The sequence below is a fragment of the Halorubrum ezzemoulense DSM 17463 genome (genome assembly GCF_002114285.1).
In the GTDB taxonomy this organism is placed as follows: Archaea; Halobacteriota; Halobacteria; order Halobacteriales; family Haloferacaceae; genus Halorubrum; species Halorubrum ezzemoulense.
Genome location: NZ_NEDJ01000013.1, coordinates 1 through 18,886, shown reverse-complemented (window position 1 = coordinate 18,886; position 18,886 = coordinate 1). Strand labels below are relative to the sequence as shown.

General features: G+C 69.8%; 17 protein-coding genes and 1 pseudogene. 11 read left to right on the top strand and 7 right to left on the bottom strand.

Annotation, left to right across the window (positions count from 1 at the left end):
* Positions 1–74: 74 nt before the first annotated feature.
* Positions 75–629, bottom strand: a complete 555-nt coding sequence (locus B9H04_RS05655; protein WP_049932185.1) for a DUF7344 domain-containing protein — start codon at positions 627–629, stop codon at positions 75–77.
* A 269-nt stretch (positions 630–898) separates the two neighbouring features.
* Between B9H04_RS05655 and B9H04_RS05650 the strand changes: the two genes are divergently transcribed.
* Positions 899–1,762, top strand: a complete 864-nt coding sequence (locus tag B9H04_RS05650) for a hypothetical protein (protein WP_049932184.1) — start codon at positions 899–901, stop codon at positions 1,760–1,762.
* 86 nt (positions 1,763–1,848) lie between these two features.
* On the opposite strand, the gene B9H04_RS05645 is transcribed toward B9H04_RS05650, so the two are convergent.
* Positions 1,849–2,379 (bottom strand): DUF7344 domain-containing protein, encoded by a 531-nt coding sequence (locus tag B9H04_RS05645; protein ID WP_049932183.1) that lies wholly within the window; start codon positions 2,377–2,379, stop codon positions 1,849–1,851.
* Between the two features lie 395 nt (positions 2,380–2,774).
* On the opposite strand from B9H04_RS05645, the gene B9H04_RS05640 reads away from it, so the two are divergent.
* From B9H04_RS05640 to B9H04_RS05605, 8 genes are all read left to right on the top strand, one after another.
* Complete coding sequence (locus B9H04_RS05640) at positions 2,775–4,262, top strand: vWA domain-containing protein (RefSeq protein ID WP_049932182.1); 1,488 nt, start codon at positions 2,775–2,777, stop codon at positions 4,260–4,262.
* Between the two features lie 122 nt (positions 4,263–4,384).
* Positions 4,385–5,728 carry a SipW-dependent-type signal peptide-containing protein gene (locus B9H04_RS05635; RefSeq protein ID WP_049932180.1) on the top strand — a complete coding sequence of 448 codons (1,344 nt, stop codon included), beginning with the start codon at positions 4,385–4,387 and terminating at the stop codon, positions 5,726–5,728.
* 114 nt (positions 5,729–5,842) lie between these two features.
* Entirely contained in the window at positions 5,843–7,549 is a 1,707-nt protein-coding gene (locus tag B9H04_RS05630) for a SipW-dependent-type signal peptide-containing protein (RefSeq protein WP_049932179.1), read from the top strand.
* A gap of 200 nt (positions 7,550–7,749) precedes the next feature.
* Complete coding sequence (locus B9H04_RS05625) at positions 7,750–8,520, top strand: hypothetical protein (protein ID WP_049932177.1); 771 nt, start codon at positions 7,750–7,752, stop codon at positions 8,518–8,520.
* Entirely contained in the window at positions 8,517–9,626 is a 1,110-nt protein-coding gene (locus B9H04_RS05620; protein ID WP_085682519.1) for a DUF7467 domain-containing protein, read from the top strand. Before B9H04_RS05625 ends, B9H04_RS05620 begins: the two co-directional genes overlap by 4 nt.
* Entirely contained in the window at positions 9,626–10,741 is a 1,116-nt protein-coding gene (locus B9H04_RS05615) for a signal peptidase I (protein ID WP_049932174.1), read from the top strand. The genes B9H04_RS05620 and B9H04_RS05615 overlap by 1 nt, the downstream gene beginning before the upstream one ends.
* Positions 10,741–11,784 (top strand): hypothetical protein, encoded by a 1,044-nt coding sequence (locus B9H04_RS17905; RefSeq protein WP_049932172.1) that lies wholly within the window; start codon positions 10,741–10,743, stop codon positions 11,782–11,784. The genes B9H04_RS05615 and B9H04_RS17905 overlap by 1 nt, the downstream gene beginning before the upstream one ends.
* Before the next feature lie 269 nt (positions 11,785–12,053).
* Positions 12,054–12,851 carry a ZIP family metal transporter gene (locus B9H04_RS05605; protein WP_049932171.1) on the top strand — a complete coding sequence of 266 codons (798 nt, stop codon included), beginning with the start codon at positions 12,054–12,056 and terminating at the stop codon, positions 12,849–12,851.
* A gap of 19 nt (positions 12,852–12,870) precedes the next feature.
* Here the strand turns inward: B9H04_RS05605 and thiD are convergent, their stop codons facing one another.
* The 5 genes from thiD to B9H04_RS05580 all read right to left on the bottom strand — a co-directional run bounded on the left by thiD (position 12,871) and on the right by B9H04_RS05580 (position 17,948).
* Positions 12,871–13,728 (bottom strand): bifunctional hydroxymethylpyrimidine kinase/phosphomethylpyrimidine kinase, encoded by an 858-nt coding sequence (gene thiD / locus B9H04_RS05600; RefSeq protein ID WP_049932170.1) that lies wholly within the window; start codon positions 13,726–13,728, stop codon positions 12,871–12,873.
* A gap of 111 nt (positions 13,729–13,839) precedes the next feature.
* Positions 13,840–14,469: a DsbA family oxidoreductase gene (locus tag B9H04_RS05595; RefSeq protein ID WP_049932168.1), complete on the bottom strand. Its 630-nt coding sequence runs from the start codon at positions 14,467–14,469 to the stop codon at positions 13,840–13,842.
* Between the two features lie 56 nt (positions 14,470–14,525).
* On the bottom strand, positions 14,526–15,392 hold the full coding sequence (locus B9H04_RS05590; protein ID WP_049932166.1) for a phosphatase PAP2 family protein: 867 nt from the start codon (positions 15,390–15,392) through the stop codon (positions 14,526–14,528).
* Positions 15,389–17,284, bottom strand: coding sequence for an ABC transporter substrate-binding protein (locus tag B9H04_RS05585; RefSeq protein ID WP_049932164.1), 1,896 nt, complete (start codon positions 17,282–17,284; stop codon positions 15,389–15,391). The genes B9H04_RS05590 and B9H04_RS05585 overlap by 4 nt, the downstream gene beginning before the upstream one ends.
* 361 nt (positions 17,285–17,645) lie before the next feature.
* The gene (locus tag B9H04_RS05580; protein WP_049932161.1) at positions 17,646–17,948 is read right to left on the bottom strand and encodes a DUF7091 family protein; all 303 of its coding nucleotides are present in this window, start codon (positions 17,946–17,948) and stop codon (positions 17,646–17,648) included.
* A gap of 128 nt (positions 17,949–18,076) precedes the next feature.
* Here B9H04_RS05580 and B9H04_RS05575 point away from each other — a divergent pair, with 128 nt between their 5' ends.
* Together B9H04_RS05575 and B9H04_RS05570 are read left to right on the top strand one after the other, a co-directional pair.
* Positions 18,077–18,508: an HIT domain-containing protein gene (locus tag B9H04_RS05575; protein ID WP_049932159.1), complete on the top strand. Its 432-nt coding sequence runs from the start codon at positions 18,077–18,079 to the stop codon at positions 18,506–18,508.
* A gap of 101 nt (positions 18,509–18,609) precedes the next feature.
* A pseudogene (locus tag B9H04_RS05570) lies at positions 18,610–18,886 on the top strand (IS630 family transposase); the annotation flags it as partial.

Below are 18,886 nucleotides of genomic sequence, written 5' to 3'. Positions count from 1 at the left end.
TCCCGCCGTGCGCGGCTAAAACCCTGCGGGTGTCCGTCCGGTCGGCCCGAGCCCCGCCGCGCGCCGGCGCGCCGTCATCCCAGCCGGTTCCGCTTCGTCGACGCCCGGTGAGCGATCCCGGACGCCCCGAACACGAGCGTGAAGAGCGCCGCGTACGCGTACCCGGAGACCGCGCCGAACGGGGCGGTCCCGGTCCACCCCGCCGTCGCCAGCAGTCCGCACACGACCGCGAGCCCCGCGTAGTACTCGGCCCAGAGGATCTCGTTCTCCGAGACGATCTCCAGGTACACCTCCAGCTGTCGGCTCTCCTCGGTGAGCGACACCAGCCCCCGGTCCGACTCGTAGTCGATGAACCCGCTCGCCGCCAGCTTCGGCAGGTGCGACTGGTGGAGCGCGGTGTACACGCGCTTGCGCTGCTTGTACGTCACCGCCGGAATCTCGACGTCGTTCTCCCACGCGGCCAGCTGCTCGGCGATATCCCTGACGCGCGCCTCGGTGCCGTTGGTCTTCAGGTACTTGATCACGTTGCGACGCCGCCGATTGCTCAGCGCGGTGAACACCTCGTCGCGCGAGGGGCCCTCACCGTCGGTGTCCGACGACGCCGCTTGTTTGGCGAGTTGTGGTGTCATAGCTCATACATGCCGAATGAGAGTACGGTTATCATGGGAGGATATATCACTTCGCATTGTACCCACTAGAGCCGGTCCCCGGAAGATTCGCCCGAACAGAACCGTACACACTCGCCGTACTTCGGGCGTTCTTGACGTCTCCGACACAGTTCATCACATCGATACAAGTGGATTTGTCCGGGCGCTGTAACGATGTTGTGGGCCGGAGAGCCCGCGTCGGACGCGGTAGGCGGCGCATACATAGGTCGGTGCGTCGCGTTCGGACCAGCATGAACGTGTCACGAGACTCGGTCGTCGGTCGCCTCCGGCAGCCGGAGTACACCGGTGCGAACCGGTGTCTCCCCTGTACGGCCGTCAACGTCGGCATCGCGGCGGCCGGGGCGGGAGCGGTGGCCGCGGTGGGCGCGCCGCTACTCGGGGCGGTCGGGTTCGGCGGCGCGCTCGGAGCCATCTGGCTCCGCGGGTACCTCGTTCCCGGGACGCCGGAACTCACGAAGCGCTACCTCCCGGAGCGGGCGCTCGCGCTGTTCGGCAAGGCGCCCGGCAACGCCGAGCCCCGCGGGCTGGGCGTCGGTGAGGTAGACCCCGAAACGTACCTCCTCGACGCGGGCGTCCTCGTCGAGACGCCCGCAGGCGACGACTTCGCGTTCGCCCCCGACTTCGCCGCGTCGTGGCGGGCGGCGGCCGAGGACGGGGCGGGAGCGACGCCCGACGAGGGGAGACGGACCGACCGCGACGACCTCGCGGCGCTCGCGGCGCTCACCGGACTCGACCGGCACGAACTCTCAATCGACTGGCGGGGCGGCGCGGGGTTCGCGTACGCCGGCGAGGAGCGGATCGGTCACTGGGAGTCGCGGCCGGCGTTCCGGGCCGACGCCGCGGCCGACCGCGTGCTGACGGGGCTCGACGGCGACTGGGCGGATCGCCCGCTCGCCGAGCGGAGCGCGGTCCTCGGCGCCCTCCGGCTGTTCGTCGCGGAGTGTCCGTCGTGCGCCGGGGACGTGGCGCTCGAAGAGCGCGTCGTCGAGTCCTGCTGTTCCAGCTACGACGTGGTCGCCGGTCGCTGTGCGGGCTGTGACGCGCGGGTGTTCGAACTGCGACTGCCGGCGTCGCTCGCGGCCGCGAGCGAGTAGGAAGCCGAGGGAGGTCGGACGAGTCGAGAGGAATGGACGGTCAGTTTTCGGGGAGTGGGTTTCCGGGAAGTCGCGTCGGAGAGGCCTCAGCGTAGCCGCAGCTGTCGCAATACCGAGAAGCGGTTGACCCACAGCTGGGCGGCGCTGGCGGCGGCGAAGGCGCCGAGCGCGAGGCTGGTCCACAGCATGGGGTCGACCGCCGACACGAGCGGGACGTCGAGGAGCGCGGCGAGCACGACGAGCAGCGATCCCACCGCCAGCGCGCGGTACAGCTCCGACCACGTCGCGCCGCCGGGCGCGAGAATCTCCGTGTACAGGCGCACGTCGCGTGCGCGTCGAGAGAGTTCGAGCGTCTGCGACTCGCGGTCGTACGTTATCACGCCCGCCTCGGCCAGCTTCGGGAGGTGCGTCTGGACCAGCGACGTGTACACGCTCTCGCGACAGCGCTTCGGGGGCGGGGTCTCCCCCGTCTCGCGGCGCGCGACGAGCGTCGACAGCTCGTTGACCGAGACCGTCCCGCCGACGGAGCTGAGCTGTTCGATCGCGCGCCGTCGGCGCTCGTTCGCGAGGATGGCGTACACCTGTTCGGCCGGAAGCACGTCGTTTCGGAGTTTCATGGAGATGGGGGCCGGGCGGCCGCGCCCGGCGGCGCCCGAGTTCTGCTACTTCCTGCGTCTGACGGGGGTATATGTATGGGCTGGCTACCCGGGGGGACCGCCGATCGGGTGCGGGAGGTACGGGCCGCCTGCCGGGTTCGACCCGCCGAGTACGGTGTCCGTGCGGCGATCTGGGGTGTGGGTATGAATCGCATGCGGTCGCGATCCGCCACGGTAGGGGCGCCGGACCGCCCGTCGAACGCGACATTTGACCGGTGGCGTGAAGGGTTCTACCGGCTGGAATCGGTCGTTCGACGGTGACGTGGGGGCGCGTAACTAGGTGGGTGTCCCTCGGAGGGGAAAGTAACCGATTCGGTCAGCCCAGCGCGGACGGGGGGCGAGTCGGAGGAGACACCATGAGCAAAGACACAAACGACAAAATCGGACTCTCGCGGCGCAAGGTGCTCGCGGGCCTCGGCGCGGTCGGCGTCGCGTCCGCGGGCGCGGGACTCGGTACCACGGCGTACTTCAACGACACCGAGTCGTTCGACGGGAACACCCTCACCGCGGGCGAGCTGGACCTGAAGCTGGACTACAAGTCGACGTACCTCGGCGGCCCCGGGCGCCTAGACGACATCGAGGCGATGGGGTACCCTGACGTCGAGGACCTCGGCGACGGGCGCTACCTGCTCGACCAGACGCCCGCGCCCGGAGAGGGGCAGAGTTGGGAGGACTACGTGACCGGCGAGATCGACTTCTGTTCACCGGCGATGGACGAGTTCCTCGTCAACGGCGACGGGATCCCGGTGTTCACGCTCGACGACGTGAAGCCCGGCGACTCCGGCGAGGTGACGATCAGCCTCCACATCTGTGACAACCCCGCGTACGTCTACCTCGCGGGCGAGCTAACCCAGGCGGAGAACGGGCAGTCCGAGCCCGAGGCGGACGCGGACGACACGCCCGACCAGGGCGACCTCGCCGACGCCATCGAGGTCTGCGTCTGGTACGACGAGGACTGCGACAACGTGTACGAGCCCACGGGCACGGGCGAGCGGCAGGAGCTTGAGGTCGCCTTGGTCAGCGACACCTCCGGCTCGATGAGCGGCGCGAACCTTTCGGCGCTACAGGCGGCCGCAACGAGCTTCGTCGGTAACCTCTCGTCGCCGGACGAGGCCGCCGCGATCTCGTTCGCGAGCGGCGCGTCGCTGGACCAGAAGCTGACGACCACCTACCAAGACGTCATCAACGCGATCAACAACTACACCGCGTCCGGCAGCACGAACGTCGCGGGCGGGATCAACGTCGCACAGACCGAGCTCACGAGCGGCACGAACGCGACGCCCGGCGCCTCGAAGGTCATGATCGTCTTGACCGACGGCTTCGAGAACGTCGGCGACGCTCGGACGGCCGCCACCGCGGCCAAGAACGCCGGCACGCGTATCTTCGGGATCGGGCTCGGCAACAACGTCGACGCCAGCCTCGTCCAGGACATCTCGTCGTCGCCCGGCGACGCGTTCCTCGCGCCCGACCCGGCCGACCTCGACACGGTCTACGCCGAGATCGCGCAGATCGTCTTAGCGGGCGAACAGAAGATCCTCTCCGGCACGATGAGCGAGGTCTTCGCGGAGCTGGCCGACGGCGAGGCGCTCGACGGCAACCGGCAGGAGGAGGGTCGGCAGCCGTACCCCGGCGCGACCACCCAGTGCATCGGCTTCGAGTGGACGCTCCCGGCGGATGTCGGCAACGAGATCCAGACCGACTCCGTGAGCTTCGATCTCGCTGTCTACGCCGAGCAGTCGCGGCACAACGACGACCCGCAGGTGGCGTTCAACGGGACCGACGTGAACAGCACCAGCCCCGGTCCCGCCCCCAACGGCACCGGCAATGTGAGCAATCCGAACTAGCTCCTCGGAGCAACGCGGCCCCGGACGACGAGACACGTCCGGTTCCCGGCTCGGCGCCTTCGGGCGGCCGACGCGGCGGTTCGCGACCGCCACCGGGAGTCCCCCACTGGGGACAACATATCATGAACGACGACAAAATCGGACTATCGCGGCGCAAGATGCTGGTCGGACTCGGTGCGGTCGGCGTGGCCTCCGCGGGCGCGGGCCTCGGCACCACGGCGTACTTCAACGACACGGAGACGTTCGCGAACAACGAGCTGACGGCCGGTTCGCTCGACCTGTTCGTCCACGTCGACTACTCTGAGGACCAGGGCAGCTACGCGCAGTACTCCACGGAGCCGGGAACGTACGTCGACGGGAACGTGGTCGGGATCGAGGGCCAAGGCTCGACGGGCGACCCCCTCAGCATCCGGGTCTCCGACCTGAAACCCGGCGACTCCGGCGAGGGCGAGTTCTGCTTCTCGATCGTCGACAACCCCGCGTACATGTGGATGTGCGGCGAGCTGACCGCGAACGCGGAGAACGGGCAGTCCGAGCCCGAGATGGACGACGACGACACCGGCGGCGACCCCGGAGACGGCACGGGCGAACTCGCGGACGCGATGCAGGTAACCGTCTCGTACTGTACCGACGACGGCGACGGCGGCAACGACATCGGCGACGAAATCGTCTCCGGCTCGCTGCGGGACGTGATGCTCGCGCTCCGGGCCGGCGTCCCGCTGTCCAGCGACGGCGATGCGAACGCGCCCCTCGCGGATCGTCCCACCTTCGATGGCGTCACGGAGGCGTTCACCGACGGCGAACCGAACGTCGACGAGCAGTGCGTCTGCTTCACTTGGGAGGTGCCGACGAGCGTCGAAAACGAGATCCAGACGGACTCGGTCATGTTCGACTTCGAGTTCTACGCGGTTCAGGCTCGCCACAACGACGGGGCGCACAACCCCTGCGTCGACGAGACCGTCGTCACGGCGTACGACAACGACTGGAAGGGCCAGACGCTCGGCAACCCCACCGAGGGCAACGTCTACACCAGCGTCTCGTTCGGCCAGAACCAGACCGTTCTGAGCTTCGCGTTCGCCGACGACGGCGACGGGGTCGACTTCCTCGACACCGCGGACTACTCCAGCACGAATCTCCCGGTCGCGGTCGACGCGGACGATGACGGCACCCACGACTGGCAGCTCATCTGGCAGCCCAACGCCGGGTTCCCGGACGCGCCGTTCGGCTACCAGCCGAACAACGGCGGGAGCTACGGCGCCGCCGAACCGCTTCCGGCCGGCTTCTCGGCAGTGAAGGTCGGGAACACGATCGTGTTCGGAATCCCGAACAGCGACATCAACCCGACGTTCCGGCTGCTCGGGTACGGCAGCACCGGCGGCGAGGGACCCATCGCGGAGGTCAACGTCGACCCCTCGTTGGGCCCGGACTTCTACAACAGCGCGAACGCGATCGAGTTCAGCGACTAACGTGCTGACGACGTCGCTCGAAGCGGCGTGATCGCCTCCCACCCCGGACCCGCGCGGGCGGCCGGGACGACGGTTCGACTCCGTCGGTGGGACTCCCTTCGGGGATTCACAATCATGGCAGACAACGACAACATCGACTCCATCGGACTGTCGCGGCGGACCGTGCTGGCCGGCCTCGGCGCGGTCGGCGTGGCCTCGGCTGGCGCGGGTCTCGGTACCACGGCGTACTTCAACGACACCGAGTCGTTCGACGGGAACACCCTCACCGCGGGCCAGCTGGACCTGCTCGTCGACTGGCAACAGACCTACGACTTCGGCGAGGGCAACCAGTTCGTCAGCGCGCACCCGGACCACGACGGCGACGGCGAGCAGTCGATCGAGATCGACGGCGAGGTGTTCACGTACAGCGACTTCCCGGACGAGGACGACGAGGACAGCAACGGCGCGAACCTTCCGATCCTGGACTGCGAGACCATCCCGCCGCTGTCGGAGGCGGACTTCGGCACGGACCCCGTCACGGGCGAGGTGATGAAGACGCTGGTCCGGCTCACCGACGTGAAGCCCGGCGACTCCGGCGAGATCACCTTCTCGCTCCACCTCTGTGACAACCCCGGCTACATCTGGATGCAGGCGGCCAACGTCGACGACGACGGCGGCACCGAAACCGAACCGGAACTGACCGTCGACCCGGATAACGTCGGCGACCTCGGCGACGCCATTGAGGCGAAGCTCTGGTACGACGAGGACTGCGACAACGTGTACGACGGCGCGGAGCCGGTCGACATCATGCTCACGCTGGACTTCTCGGGGTCGATGCTGTACGATCAGTTCGACGGCGTGGTGAGCGAGGACAACATCACGGTGGGCGGGACCACCTACGACGAGACCACGAAGATCGACCTCGTCGAGCTCGGCACCCGCCAGTTCGTCGACTACCTCGAGTCGCAGGGGTCGGACGTCCAGGTCGGCGTCACGTACTTCGACGGCGAGGGGAGCGGCGACACCGAGCCTAGGACCGGGCTCCTCCAGCCGCTGACGGCCGACCTCGACGATGTCGACGACGCGCTCGACGGGCTCCGGAAGAAGCTCGCGAACGTCGTCAGCGGGACGAACAACGACCCCGACATCGACGACAGCGACGCGGACCCGTTCTCGAACGCGAGCGGCATCGCGACGGGGACGTACATCGGCGAGGGCGTCAACGACGCGCAGGCCGAACTCGACGCGAACGGCCGCGGCGGCGTCGAGTTCCGGAACATCGTCCTCTCCGACGGGGAGTCGTTCAACGGGACCGGCAGCACCCAGTTCGCCGACCCCGTGGACGCAGCCGACGACGCCCGCGCGGCGTCGCCGAACCCCGCGACGAACGTGTACACCATCTCCGTCGGCAGCGCGAACGACGCGGTGCTGTCGTCGATGGCCGGCCCCGCGGGGGGGCCGGGCGGCGATCCGTCATTCTTCAACGACATCGACGACCTGCTCGTCATTCCCTCGGTGTTCGGGAACCTCGCGGCACAGACTGGACAGGAGAAGATCATCATCGATGGCTCGCTCGCGGACGTGCTCGACGAGCTCGAGAGCGGCGACGGAATCCCGCTCGATGGGAACCGCGCGACGCCGTACGGCGAGCTGGCCGACCCGGCCGACGACGAGAACCGCGACCCGTTCGCGGGCGACGGCGTGATGCACTGCGTCGCGCTCGAATGGGAGCTGCCGATCGGCGTGGGCAACGAGGTTCAGGGCGACGCGCTCGGCTTCGACCTCGGCTTCTACACCGAGCAGGCGCGCCACAACGACGGCGCGGGGGTTCAGTCGGCCTGAGAGCGCGTCTCGGACCGCGTCGCGGCGTCGGCGGGCGGGAACGAAGGTCTGTTGCCGATCGGCCGACCGCGGGCGGGTACGGCGTCCGTACCGCCCGGAACGGTCACCGGTCCGGGCGGGTAGGGCGCGCATACATACGAGCGTCGTGAGAGTAGGAAGGGTATCGACGATACGGCCGTTCGGAGCCGCGACGACACACAATGACACAGAAAGAATCGGGACTCACGCGGCGGGAGGCACTCGCGGGCGCCGGAGCCGTCGGCTTCGCGGCCCTCGGGGCCGCCTCCGGACGACCGACGGGAACGGACAACTGGGACGAGTACACGAACTACACGTACGCTCAGACGGACACGCCGTTCAATCTGCTCGTCGGGTGGCGGCGCACGGAGAACGGGACGCTCGTTGATTCGAGCGCGGTCGGCGCGGTCGACGACGTCGGAGCGGTCGGCGTCCGGCTCGTCGACGTGGGCAACGCGCTGCCGCACGATTACGGCACCGCGAGCGTCGGGCTCCGGCTCGAAGATCCGGAGGACACCGCCCGCGTGTGGCTGCGGATCGACCCGCACCTCGACGGCGCCGACGCCGCGAGCGCCGCGCTCGCGGAGCGCGTCACGCTCACGGTCCGGCAGGACACCGGGATATTCGGCATCGGTAGCTGCGGCGGCGCCGAAGGCGAGTTCGCGAGCGCCGGGGAGCTGATCGCCGACGAGACGTTCGCGGACATCGACGGCTCCGCGCTCGCGGACGGGATCGAACTGCGCCCCGGGCTCCTCGGCGACGGCTGCCTCGCCCCGGGCGAACAGCGCTGCCTGACCTTCGCGTGGGAGTTCGACAGCGAGGGCGGCAACGCCGGACAGGGCGGCGCGGTCGACTTCCTCGTGGAGTTCGCCGCCGACGAGTGCGGCGCCGAGGGGAACCCCTTCGACGGGAACGTAGCGGCCGGGGGCGGCGGCGCCGGAGGCGACGCATGAGCCCCGACGACGGCGGGCGGCGCCCGGGCGGGCTGAGCCGACGACGGCTGCTCGCCGGGATCGGCGGCGTCGGCGCGGTCGGCATGGCGAGCGGCATGGGCACGGGCGCGTACCTCGCCGATCGGGAGACGTTCCCGGGCAATGTCTTCGGCGCCGGCGAGGTCGGACTGACGGTCGATGGGGACCCCACCGACGGGACCGTCTCGCTCGGCCCGCTGACCGTCGATCGGACGACGTTCGACGAGCGTCCCGGACCCGAGACGTTTGACGTGGGGGCGTCGGCGAACCCGGTACGGGTGTGGCTCGCGACCCCCTGTCCGGACGGCGATCGCCTCGGGAACGCCCTAGAGGTCGATGTCGTCGTCGACGGCGAATCCGTGACCGGCGGGTACCGCCCCCTCGCCGAGGTCGAGCGCGACCTCGCGACCGGGGTGCGGATCGACGCCCGGTGTCTCGGGCCCGACGCCGACCCGGTCGCCGTCGAGGTGTTCCCGTACCTCCCGGCGGACTCGCCCGACGTGGGCGGCGCGGCGACCGACCTGACGTTCCGGGTGTACGCGGAGCAGTGCCGCCACGTCGCCGAGGCGGACGCGGCGAGGTCGAACCCCTTCGTAGAGACCGAGTGCGCGTCCGCGTGCGTCCCCTGCGAGGACGAGAACGGCGTCGCGGTCGGCTCGCTCACGCTCCGGTACCTCGGCGACGACCCGGCGACCGTGGTCGTCGTCGCCACCGGCGGCGGCGCGGGCGGTCGAGGCACCGCCGGGACGACCGTGTTCGACGGCGAGGTGACTCCGGACGGGACTTTCGTGGTCGACGGGACCGCCGCGCCGACCAACGGCGACCCGGGCTGGATCGGCCCCAACATCTACCTCGACGACGGCGGGACGGGCACCGACCCCGAGACCGACGCCGACGGTACTGGCGGAAACGGCGGCGGCAGCAGAGGAAACGGAAATGGCGGCAACGGCGGCGGCCACGCGGGCGTCAACATCCACACGAGCTGTTCGGTTCCGCTCCGGGTCGGCGACGTCTACGGCGGGCTGTACGAGATCGCCGCGGCCGCGACCACGGGCGGTGAGCCGCTGTGCGGCACGGAGGAGAACTGATGACCAAACTACTCACATCACCACGGACGAAGCGCGCGGCGAACGTACTCGGGATCGTCCTGCTGATCGCCCTCGTCGCACCGTTCGCGGTGTACGCGGCGCCGGAGGTCGTCGGCGCGGACGAGAGCTTCGTCGTGCTCACGGCGAGCATGACGCCCGCCATCGCGCCGGGCGACGTGGTGATCGTCGCCGAGCGCGACCCGACTGCGATCGCCGAGGGCGACGTGATCACGTTCGTCCGCGGCACGAGCGACGTGCCGGTGACGCACCGCGTGATCGACGTGGTCGACGAGGCCGGCACGCTCGCGTTCGAGACGATGGGCGACGCCAACGAGGGGCCGGATCCGGGGCTCGTCCCCGCCGGGAGCCTCGTCGGCGCCGTGACGCTGACGATCCCGTACGTCGGGTACGTGATCCAGTTCGCGGGGACGCGAGTGGGGTTCGTCGCGCTGGTCCTGTTCCCGTTCGGGCTGCTCGCCGCGACGGAGATCTGGTCTATCGTCCGGGGCCGCGACGGATCTGAATCGCAACCCTCGATGACCGTCGATCCGGTCGACCCCGTCGACGAACCCGGCGACGGAGACGGGGCGACGGCCGGACTCGATCCGGTAGTCGGGCCCGACCCGGCGGCTGGACCCGGTCCCGCGGCCGAAATCGTGACGGCGCAGGCGACGGAGGAGGCGAGCGGTTCCGGGGGCGTCTCGGTCGACGCCGTCGGCGGCGCGGCGGCGGTGCTCGCCGCGTTCGCCCCGTACGCGGTGTACGTCGCGTTCGAGCTCCGGACCGCCGTCGCGATATCGGTCGCGATCGGCGTGTCGACGCTGCTGCTCGGGGCGCTCGCCGCGTGGGTGCCCGCCAGCGGTGTCTTGGACCGCAGCGGTGGAACGCCGGATCCGGCTGTCGAGACGGACGCAAGCGGACCGACGACAGACGCGATGCGTAACGGAGACTCCCCCGAGTCCGACGGGGGCGCGTCCGAGCCGAACGACACCGTCGACTCGGCGGCGGTCGCCGCCGGGGCGGAGACGACGGCGGCCGAGGACGGGGCCGAGCCGGCGTCGACGCCCGGGTCGACACCGGTCTCACGTCCCGAGGCCGCCGGGGAGGGCGACTGATGGCCGCGAACCGTGGGCTCGTCGCGCTCGTCGCGCTGGCGGTCCTCGTGTGGGGCGTCGCGTTCGCCGGAGGGGCCACGGTCGCCGTCCTCTCGGCGAGCGTCGACGTGACCGCGACGTTCGAAACCCCGGACGAACTGAACCAGATCAACGAGACCTCGACCAACGGCAGCCAGACCAACGAGACCGCCGATGTCGATCTCACCGCGGTGGCCGTCGAGAACGGGACGAGCGACCCTGACGGAGACGGCGCCGGACTGGACCAGAATGTCTCGGCGCCCGTTGGGAGCAACGTTTCGGCGCCCGCTGGGAGCAACGTCTCGGCGCCCACTGGCGGCAACGTCTCGGCGCCCACTGGCGGCAACGTCTCGGCGCCCACTGGCGGCAACGTCTCGGAACCCACCGCGGACACCAACGCCTCGGTCCCGGTAACCGACTCGGCGACAGCCGAAGCGGATCAGTCGGGGAACGAAACGGCAACCGTGGAAAACGAGGATAGTCCGTCTGAAACGCCGGACACCACGGATTCCGATACGGCTGACGCTGCGAACGAGAGCGCGTCGAGCCCGGCCGTGACATCCGCAGACACGGACAGCAACGAGTCTGACCCGGCCGTGACATCCGCAGACACGGACAGCAACGAGTCTGACCCGGCCGTGACATCCGCAGACACGGACAGCAACGAGTCCGACCCGGCCGTGACATCCTCGGGCACCGACGACACGTCGAACACCGACGACAGCACGTCTGACGCACAGAGTTCGGAGACCAACGCGAAGACTCTGACAGACGATGACGACACGTCGAACACCGACGACACGTCGAACACCGACGACAGCACGTCTGACGCGCAGAGGTCGGAGACCGACGCGACGAGCCAGACGGACGATGACGACGCGTCGGAGCCGTCCGAACCGTCGCCGGAGCCGCCGGAGAACACGACCGAGCCGACGGCGAACGGATCGGCCAGCGCGGGGGACGCGACCGGCGCCGCCGCTTCGCCGAGCACGGTCGATGCCGTCGCGGCGGAGACCGACCGGTGACTTCGATTCGACCGCAGGGCGGATCGTGAACGTGGACGTACCGATTCGACCGCGACGGAGCGGAGTTCGAGGCGGCGGTCCGTCTTGCGCGCTCGGCACCAAGCTCGCAGTACTCCTGCTCCTCGTCGCGCTGTTTCTGTTGGTGCTTATTTCCGGTCTCGCTCACGGCCTGGGGTGAACTCGGCTTCGCCTCGGAGGGGTAGGTAGTTCCCAGCGCGTGGGGGCGTCCCTCGGAGTTATGACCCGGAGCGGCGTACCGTCGCGTACGAATGGTCGCACTCGACGCCTACGCGTTCGTGTTCGTCGCCGGGTTGATCACGGCGCTGGCGACCGGGATCGGCGCGCTGCCGTTCTTCTTCTTCGAGACGATCAGCGACCGCGGGAACGTGGCGCTGTGGGGGTTCGCGTCGGGGATCATGCTCTCCGCGTCGCTGTTCGGGCTGATCCAAGAGGGGCTCGCGGAGGGGACAGCGGTTGAGATCGGCGTCGGGATGCTCGCGGGCGTCGTCCTCGTCGTCATCGCGCACGAGGTCCTGGCGGACACCGAGATTGATCCGCGGGAGTACGAGGAGGCCGACTTCAAGAAGCTGATCCTGATCCTCGGCGTGCTGACGGTCCACAGCTTTCCGGAGGGGATCGCGGTCGGCGTCTCCTTCGCCGACCTCGGGCTAGAGGGCGGGACCGCGCTGTTCGGCTTCACCGTCCCGCTGCTCGCCGTGTTCATGACCGTCGCCATCTCGATCCACAACGTCCCCGAGGGGACCGCCATCTCGATCCCGCTGCGGGCGATGGGCGTCTCGAAGTGGAAGATGGTGTGGTGGTCGGTGTTCTCAAGTCTCCCGCAGCCGATCGGCGCTGTGATCGCGTTCGCGTTCGTCCGGTACGCCCGCGAGTTTCTCCCGTACGGCTTCGGCTTCGCGGCGGGCGCGATGATCTACCTCGTCCTGTCGGAGTTCGTCCCCGAGGCGCTCGAAACGGGCGCCGACCTCCCGCGCGGCGGCAAACCGGTCCTCGTCGGCGGCGTCGCGCTCGGCGTCGCGCTTATGATCCCGCTCGCGTACCTGTGAGTTCCGGCGGCGGGGTCCGTCACTCCTCGCCCAACGCCGTGGGATTGACCGCGCCCGGGCCCTCTCCCACGTCGTAACCGCGTCGGACCGCTTCGGTCATCCCGGCGACCGCGGCGTCGACCGCGTCGCGGAGCGGCTCCCCTCTCGCCAGTCGCGCGGCGATCGCGCTCGACAGCGCGCAGCCGGAACCGTGCGTCGCCTCGGTGTCGATCCGCGGCGTCTCGAAGCGGTCGACGGTCGGCGCGACGCGTTCCGGGGCACTACCACCCGCGTCGTCGGCCCGGACGAGGGTGTCGACGACAGCGTCCCTCTCGGCGGATTCGCCGTCGAGGTGCCCGCCCTTCACCAGCGCCGCGTCGGCGCCGAGCGCGACGAGCTCGCGGCCCGCGCGCTCGGCATCGGCGGGGGTGTCGACCGGCGCGTCGGTCAGCACCGCGGCCTCGTCGGCGTTCGGCGTGACGAGCGTCGCGTCCGCGATCAGCCCCTCGTAGGCGTCCTCCGCGGCGGGCGAGAGCAGGCGATCCCCGGTCGCCGCGACCATCACGGGGTCGACGACGAGCGGGGCGTCCGTCTCCGCGACCAGTTCAGTCACTTGCTCGACGGTCTCGGCGGTCGCCAGCATTCCCGTCTTGATCGCCCCGACGGCGAAGTCGTCGGCGACCGCCGCGTACTGGCTCGCGACGTGATCGGCGGGGAGGGGGTGAACGTCCTCGACGCCGCGGGTGTTCTGCGCGGTCGTCGCCGTCACGACTGATGTGCCGAGGACGCCGTGCGCGCGCATCGCGGTCAGGTCCGCTTGGATCCCCGCCCCGCCGCCGCTGTCGCTGCCGGCGATCGTCAGCGCGACCGGCGGCTCGACCGGCTCGTACTCGGGCATAGTCGTGATACAACCTAGTGGTATTAATTAGTGGTGTTCTTCCCGCTCGGCCGAGCTACCGGGTTCCTCGGACGGCGAACGGTCGGTGCCTCACCGCGACGACGAACGGATTCAGGTCCCCTCGACGAGGCGTTCGAGCTGCTCGGGCGGGACGGCGCCGCGCGCCGCGTACCCGTCGTATGCGAAGGTCGGCACGCCGGTAATCCCCTCCCGCTGCGCCTCGGTGAACCGCTCGCGGACGGTCTCGCGGAGCGTCTCGTCGTCGAGGGCCGACCGCACCTCGTCGGCCTCGGCGCCCGCGTCGACGGCGAGTTCGGCTAGGAGGTCGGCGTCGCCGATGTCCTCACCGTCCTCCCAGAGCGCGGCGAAGACCGCCTCGTCGAAGGCGAGCCACGTCTCGTAGTCGTGGTGTTCACGGAGGTAGTACGAGACGATCTGGGCGGGGAGCGAGTCGACATCCTCGGCGATGTCGAGGTCCATCTCCACGCCGTAGTCGTCGGCGAGCCGGCGGACGTTCTGTTTCGCCTGTTCGAAGTACTCGTCGTCTTTCCCGTCGTCGACGGAGTGGTCGATCGTCCCGTCCGGGCGGCGCTTCTGGCTCCGCAGGTCGAACGGGCGCCAGTCGATCGCGAGCTCCTCGTCGCGGTTCTCTTGATACTGTGAGAGGGACTGACGACCCAGATAACAGAACGGGCAGACGTAGTCCGAGTACACCGTGATGGTCTGTCGGTCGGCGCTCATGGACGGGCGTAACGCCCGGCGATACAAAACGGTGTGTTCGGCGGCGGTCGAGGGGGTCAGTCGCTCGCGTTCGGCTCCGACGGCGGCTGGTCGTCCTCCGGGCCGTCGCGCGGGACTCCGGGGTCGGACCGCGGTTCGACCAGCCGGTACGCGAGCGCCACCGAGCCGAACGCGAGCGCGAACCCGGCGACGACGTCGGTGAGCCAGTGGATGCCGAGGTACATCGTCGCGACCACGACCGACAGCGAGAGCGGGACCGCGACCGGCGTCCACCGGGGGTACTCCTCGTGGGTCAGCACCGCGAACGTCCCGACGGTGACCGACAGCGAGGTGTGAAGCGACGGGAAGACGTTCGAGTTCACGTTCACCTCGCTCGTCAGCGCCATCACGTCGGGCTGCGTGGTGAACAGCAGCGGCGTCACCATGTCGGGCATCACGTTCCGCGGGCCGTGGGCGAACACCGCCGTGTACAGCACCAGCCCGATCCCGTAGTTGAGCGCGTACGCGACGAGGACGCGGCTGAACGTCGTTGTCCGGGGGAGCGCGAGGTACGCGACCGGCGGGAACGCGAGCAGGAACGCGTAGCCGTACACGTACACCCACGAGAAGTAGGCGGTCAGCGCGGGGGTCGCGAACGTCGCCTGAACCCACGCGACGAAGCCGCCCTCCAGCCCGTAAATGAACGCCGTCGCCTGAAGGCCGAACAGCCTGGAGACGTCCAGTAGCGGGGGGCGCCCGACGGCGCTGGCGATCAGCACCGCGCAGACGACAGCGACGGCCCGACGCGCGTCCCAGAGCCGGTCGCGGAGCCCGCTCCACGTCTCGCGGAGCCGGGCGGGGCCGATCACCGCGACGCTCGCGACGACCAGCATCGCCACGACCCACGCCACGACCGACGTGAGGACCGAGAGGAACGGCGTCATCGCCCCCGCGAGAGCAGCCGCCCCTCGCCGTCGAACCGGTACCCGATTTCCCGGAGCGCCTCGCGGGCGGCCGCGACATCCAGCGACCCACCGTCGTCGAAGAACGGGTGGACTGGGTCGCTCCCGTCGGCCCACGCCACCGACTCCGGAACATCAGCCGAGGACGCCGCGAGCGGCGAGGTCGCCGCCCGCGCGTAGCCGTCGAAGGCGCCGTCGACGATCGCGGTCTTATCGATCAGCCGAGCGATCACCGCCCGGAACCGGGGGTTCGACAGCGGGCTCCGGCGCACGTTGTACCCGACGTGGTAGAACGCCGCCGACCGCCCGCTCACGAGCCGGGCGTCGGCCGAGCGACCGATCCGCGGGACCGACTCGGGCCCGAGGTTCGAGACGGTGGCGTCCGCGAGTCCCTCGGCGACCGACTCCACGGCCGAGATGTCCGACGGCAGGACCTCGATGCGGAGCCGGTCGAAGGCGGGCTTCCCGTGGTATCGGGACGGGACCCCCGCTCGCGGGTCAGCGGTCTCCCCGGACGCGTCCGCGTCGTCCTCGGGCGTCGACCGGACGAGGAAGTGGTCGGGGTTCCGCTCGAAGGCGACCGACTCCCCGGCGGTCGCCTCGACGAACCGGAGCGGCCCGCTCCCGACGGGGTCGGGGTTGTTCGAGACGATCGCCTCCGTGGTCTCGAAGTCGAACTCGAAGCCGGCGATCGTCGCCGCGCCGGTCCGCTCTGACCAGACGTGTTCCGGGAGGATCGGCACCCGGAGCGCCCTGGCGGCGACCGTCTCGTTCACGTCGGCCACGGTGAGTCGGACCGTCGACTCGTCGCGGGCGCGCGCCCCCTCGACGACGGAACTCCGGCCGCGGAACCGGGGGGTCGGAACCGGGGTCTCGACGTTCCCGAGGGAGGTGTCGCGGAGGAACGCGTAGGTGAACGCCACGTCGCTCGCCGTCACGGGCTCGCCGTCGTGCCACCAGGCCTCTCGGAGCGTGACGTCGAGCGTGGTCTCGTCGACCCGTTCCCAGCCGGTCGCCAGCCACGGGAAGAACTCGTCGCCGTCCGCGCGGACGAGGGGGTCGTACAACAGACCCGTGAACGTGCCGTGGTTCCGGTATTCGGCGGCGATCGGGTTCCAGTTCTCCGTGATCCGGTCGTCGGTCGTCACGAGCCGGAGGGCGTCCCCCGTCGCGTCGGCGGCGGCCGCGTCGGTCGTCGTCTCGACGCCGCCCGCCGACGCGTTCGTCGCGGAACCGCCGCCTCCCGAGCCGTCGGCGGCGACGTCGTCGAGTTCGAGGAGCCCGGTGACGGAGAGCGGCTGTCGGTCCTCCGTCCAGCCGTCGAACCGGCTCTCTTGGACGGCGGTGAGCGCGTCGGGGAACGCGACGACGGAGAAGGGCTGAAGCTCACACACCGTCTCTTGGAGGGCGTCGACGGCGTCGTCGCGGTCGCGGCCGGCCGCCCGGCGCTGCCGTTCGAGCAGGTCGTCGACGGCCATCTCCGTGAGGCCGAAGGGGTTCTGCCACCCCGACTCCGCGACGAACCGCGAATGGGTCAGCCCGTACAGCGCGTCGGGGTCGAACGGCTCCGTCTCCACGAACTGCCCGACGTAGAGGTCGAAGTTCTGGTTGATGAGCACCTTCCGCCAGAGGTCGGTCTGTCCGACGGTGTTGAGCCGGACATCGATGCCGACGGCGGTCAGGTGCTCTTCGAGCTGTCTGGCGATGCGGATCCCGTTGGGGTCGGCGTCCGCCGGCGTGGCGTTGATCTCGAGGGTTAGCTGCTCGGGGGGATCGCGGCCGGCGATGTTCTCCGTGCGACCGAGACAGCCGGCGCTGGCGGCCGCGAGGCCGAGCCCTGCGAGCGCCGCTCGTCGACTGATCGATCGCGTCATTCGGACGTTTCCACCTGTTTTCAGCCGCTCGGTATATCTCTTCTGTGCCGTCGTCGCGCCGAGAGCGGTCGCACCGACGCCGTCGGGCCGCCCGAGCGCCGAGGCGAGCCGCCTCAGATGGCGTTCGGCAGCGGGAGCGCCAGCTCGGCGAGGAGCCCCGCGCGTGGGGGATAAGGGCAGGCGGAACCGCAACCCGAGCGCCGTGAAGTCAACGAGGAATCCGGTACCAAATCCGGCAACTGCGGCGAGGAGTCCGGCGACGGCGGCGGTCCGGTTCATGCGCCGCACCTGTACGTCTGAAAACAAACCGGGGCGTGTCGGACCGCGGCGCTATCGGTGGGAGCCTAGCGCCGGTCCCCCGTCACCACGTCTCGACGACGCCGTCGCGGACGTCCTCGGCGCACCCCTCGCAGTCGGGGTGACCCGACTCGAAGCAGGCCGGACGGCCCTCGGCGTCGACCGGGACGGTCCGTCGCTCCGCGTGGCGGCGGCAGACGATGCGCGCCGCGCCGGACTCGTCGGTCGGGAGGTCGAACCGCGCCGCGGCCGCCGCGTCGCCCTCGGGGTCGTCGCGCCCCTCGGCGTAGGCGCGTTTGGCCTCCTCGAACTGTTTGCCCGCCTTGCGGAGCTGCTGGCGGATCACGCGTTCGAGCCGGTCGTCCATACCCGCCGTTTCGGCGCGGCGGATATAGGTCCGTTGGCGGCGCGGGACGCAGGCGCCGCGACGGCGCAAATCTTGAGGGACAGCCGCCCCGGGAAACCTTGATGAGACGGCCGAGCGATCGCTCGGGTATGTCCGACGACTGTATCTTCTGTTCGATCGTCGCCGGCGACATCCCGGCGCGCACCGTCTACGAGACCGATTCCGTGCTGGCGTTCCTCGACGCGAACCCGCTCGCGCGCGGACATACGCTCGTGATCCCCAAGTCGCACGCGCACCACGTCGGCGACCTCGACGCCGACCTCGCGAGCGACCTGTTCGGCGCGGCCGCGTCGCTCACGCCGGAGATTCAAGCGGCCGTCGGCGCCGACGGGGCCAACGTCGGCGTCAACGACGGCGAGGCGGCCGGGCAGGAGGTCCCGCACGTCCACGTTCACGTCGTCCCGCGCTTCGAGGGCGACGGCGGCGCGGCGATCCACGCGGTCGCCGGCGGGCGGCCGGACCTCTCCGACGACGAACTCGACGCGGTCGCCGACGAGGTCGCGGCCGCGATAGACGGGTAACGACGGCGAGGGAAGTAGCGCCGGCGCGACCCGCCGCCCGAGTTCGCGATTCTTAATACTGTCAGCTAAATATTCTTTAGGTTAGAGTGTGATTAGCAAGTATGTCTACGCTTGACGCCGCCACTCTTGACGACCTCCGCGACGCTCTCGCGGAGGTCGAAGATAAAAAGCCGACACAGCGGCTAATGGCGGTGATCAACTATCTTGAAGAAGACGGTGCAACGATGGCGGAGGTTGCTGAACGATACGGATACACCGGTCCATGGTTGTCTCGGTGGGTTGGCCGGCTCGACCGGCTCGCTGATGAGCCGGTCGAGCAAGTCGCCTACGACGATCCGCGCGAAGGCAGACCAACCGAACTCTCTGATGAACAGCACA

What these genes read in the sequence shown, in the direction of transcription:
- B9H04_RS05655 (WP_049932185.1), bottom strand. Translation starts at nt 629, where the DNA reads ATGACACCACAACTCGCCAAACAAGCGGCGTCGTCGGACACCGACGGT.
- B9H04_RS05650 (WP_049932184.1), top strand. Translation starts at nt 899, where the DNA reads ATGAACGTGTCACGAGACTCGGTCGTCGGTCGCCTCCGGCAGCCGGAG.
- B9H04_RS05645 (WP_049932183.1), bottom strand. Translation starts at nt 2,379, where the DNA reads ATGAAACTCCGAAACGACGTGCTTCCGGCCGAACAGGTGTACGCCATC.
- B9H04_RS05640 (WP_049932182.1), top strand. Translation starts at nt 2,775, where the DNA reads ATGAGCAAAGACACAAACGACAAAATCGGACTCTCGCGGCGCAAGGTG.
- B9H04_RS05635 (WP_049932180.1), top strand. Translation starts at nt 4,385, where the DNA reads ATGAACGACGACAAAATCGGACTATCGCGGCGCAAGATGCTGGTCGGA.
- B9H04_RS05630 (WP_049932179.1), top strand. Translation starts at nt 5,843, where the DNA reads ATGGCAGACAACGACAACATCGACTCCATCGGACTGTCGCGGCGGACC.
- B9H04_RS05625 (WP_049932177.1), top strand. Translation starts at nt 7,750, where the DNA reads ATGACACAGAAAGAATCGGGACTCACGCGGCGGGAGGCACTCGCGGGC.
- B9H04_RS05620 (WP_085682519.1), top strand. Translation starts at nt 8,517, where the DNA reads ATGAGCCCCGACGACGGCGGGCGGCGCCCGGGCGGGCTGAGCCGACGA.
- B9H04_RS05615 (WP_049932174.1), top strand. Translation starts at nt 9,626, where the DNA reads ATGACCAAACTACTCACATCACCACGGACGAAGCGCGCGGCGAACGTA.
- B9H04_RS17905 (WP_049932172.1), top strand. Translation starts at nt 10,741, where the DNA reads ATGGCCGCGAACCGTGGGCTCGTCGCGCTCGTCGCGCTGGCGGTCCTC.
- B9H04_RS05605 (WP_049932171.1), top strand. Translation starts at nt 12,054, where the DNA reads ATGGTCGCACTCGACGCCTACGCGTTCGTGTTCGTCGCCGGGTTGATC.
- thiD (WP_049932170.1), bottom strand. Translation starts at nt 13,728, where the DNA reads ATGCCCGAGTACGAGCCGGTCGAGCCGCCGGTCGCGCTGACGATCGCC.
- B9H04_RS05595 (WP_049932168.1), bottom strand. Translation starts at nt 14,469, where the DNA reads ATGAGCGCCGACCGACAGACCATCACGGTGTACTCGGACTACGTCTGC.
- B9H04_RS05590 (WP_049932166.1), bottom strand. Translation starts at nt 15,392, where the DNA reads ATGACGCCGTTCCTCTCGGTCCTCACGTCGGTCGTGGCGTGGGTCGTG.
- B9H04_RS05585 (WP_049932164.1), bottom strand. Translation starts at nt 17,284, where the DNA reads ATGACGCGATCGATCAGTCGACGAGCGGCGCTCGCAGGGCTCGGCCTC.
- B9H04_RS05580 (WP_049932161.1), bottom strand. Translation starts at nt 17,948, where the DNA reads ATGGACGACCGGCTCGAACGCGTGATCCGCCAGCAGCTCCGCAAGGCG.
- B9H04_RS05575 (WP_049932159.1), top strand. Translation starts at nt 18,077, where the DNA reads ATGTCCGACGACTGTATCTTCTGTTCGATCGTCGCCGGCGACATCCCG.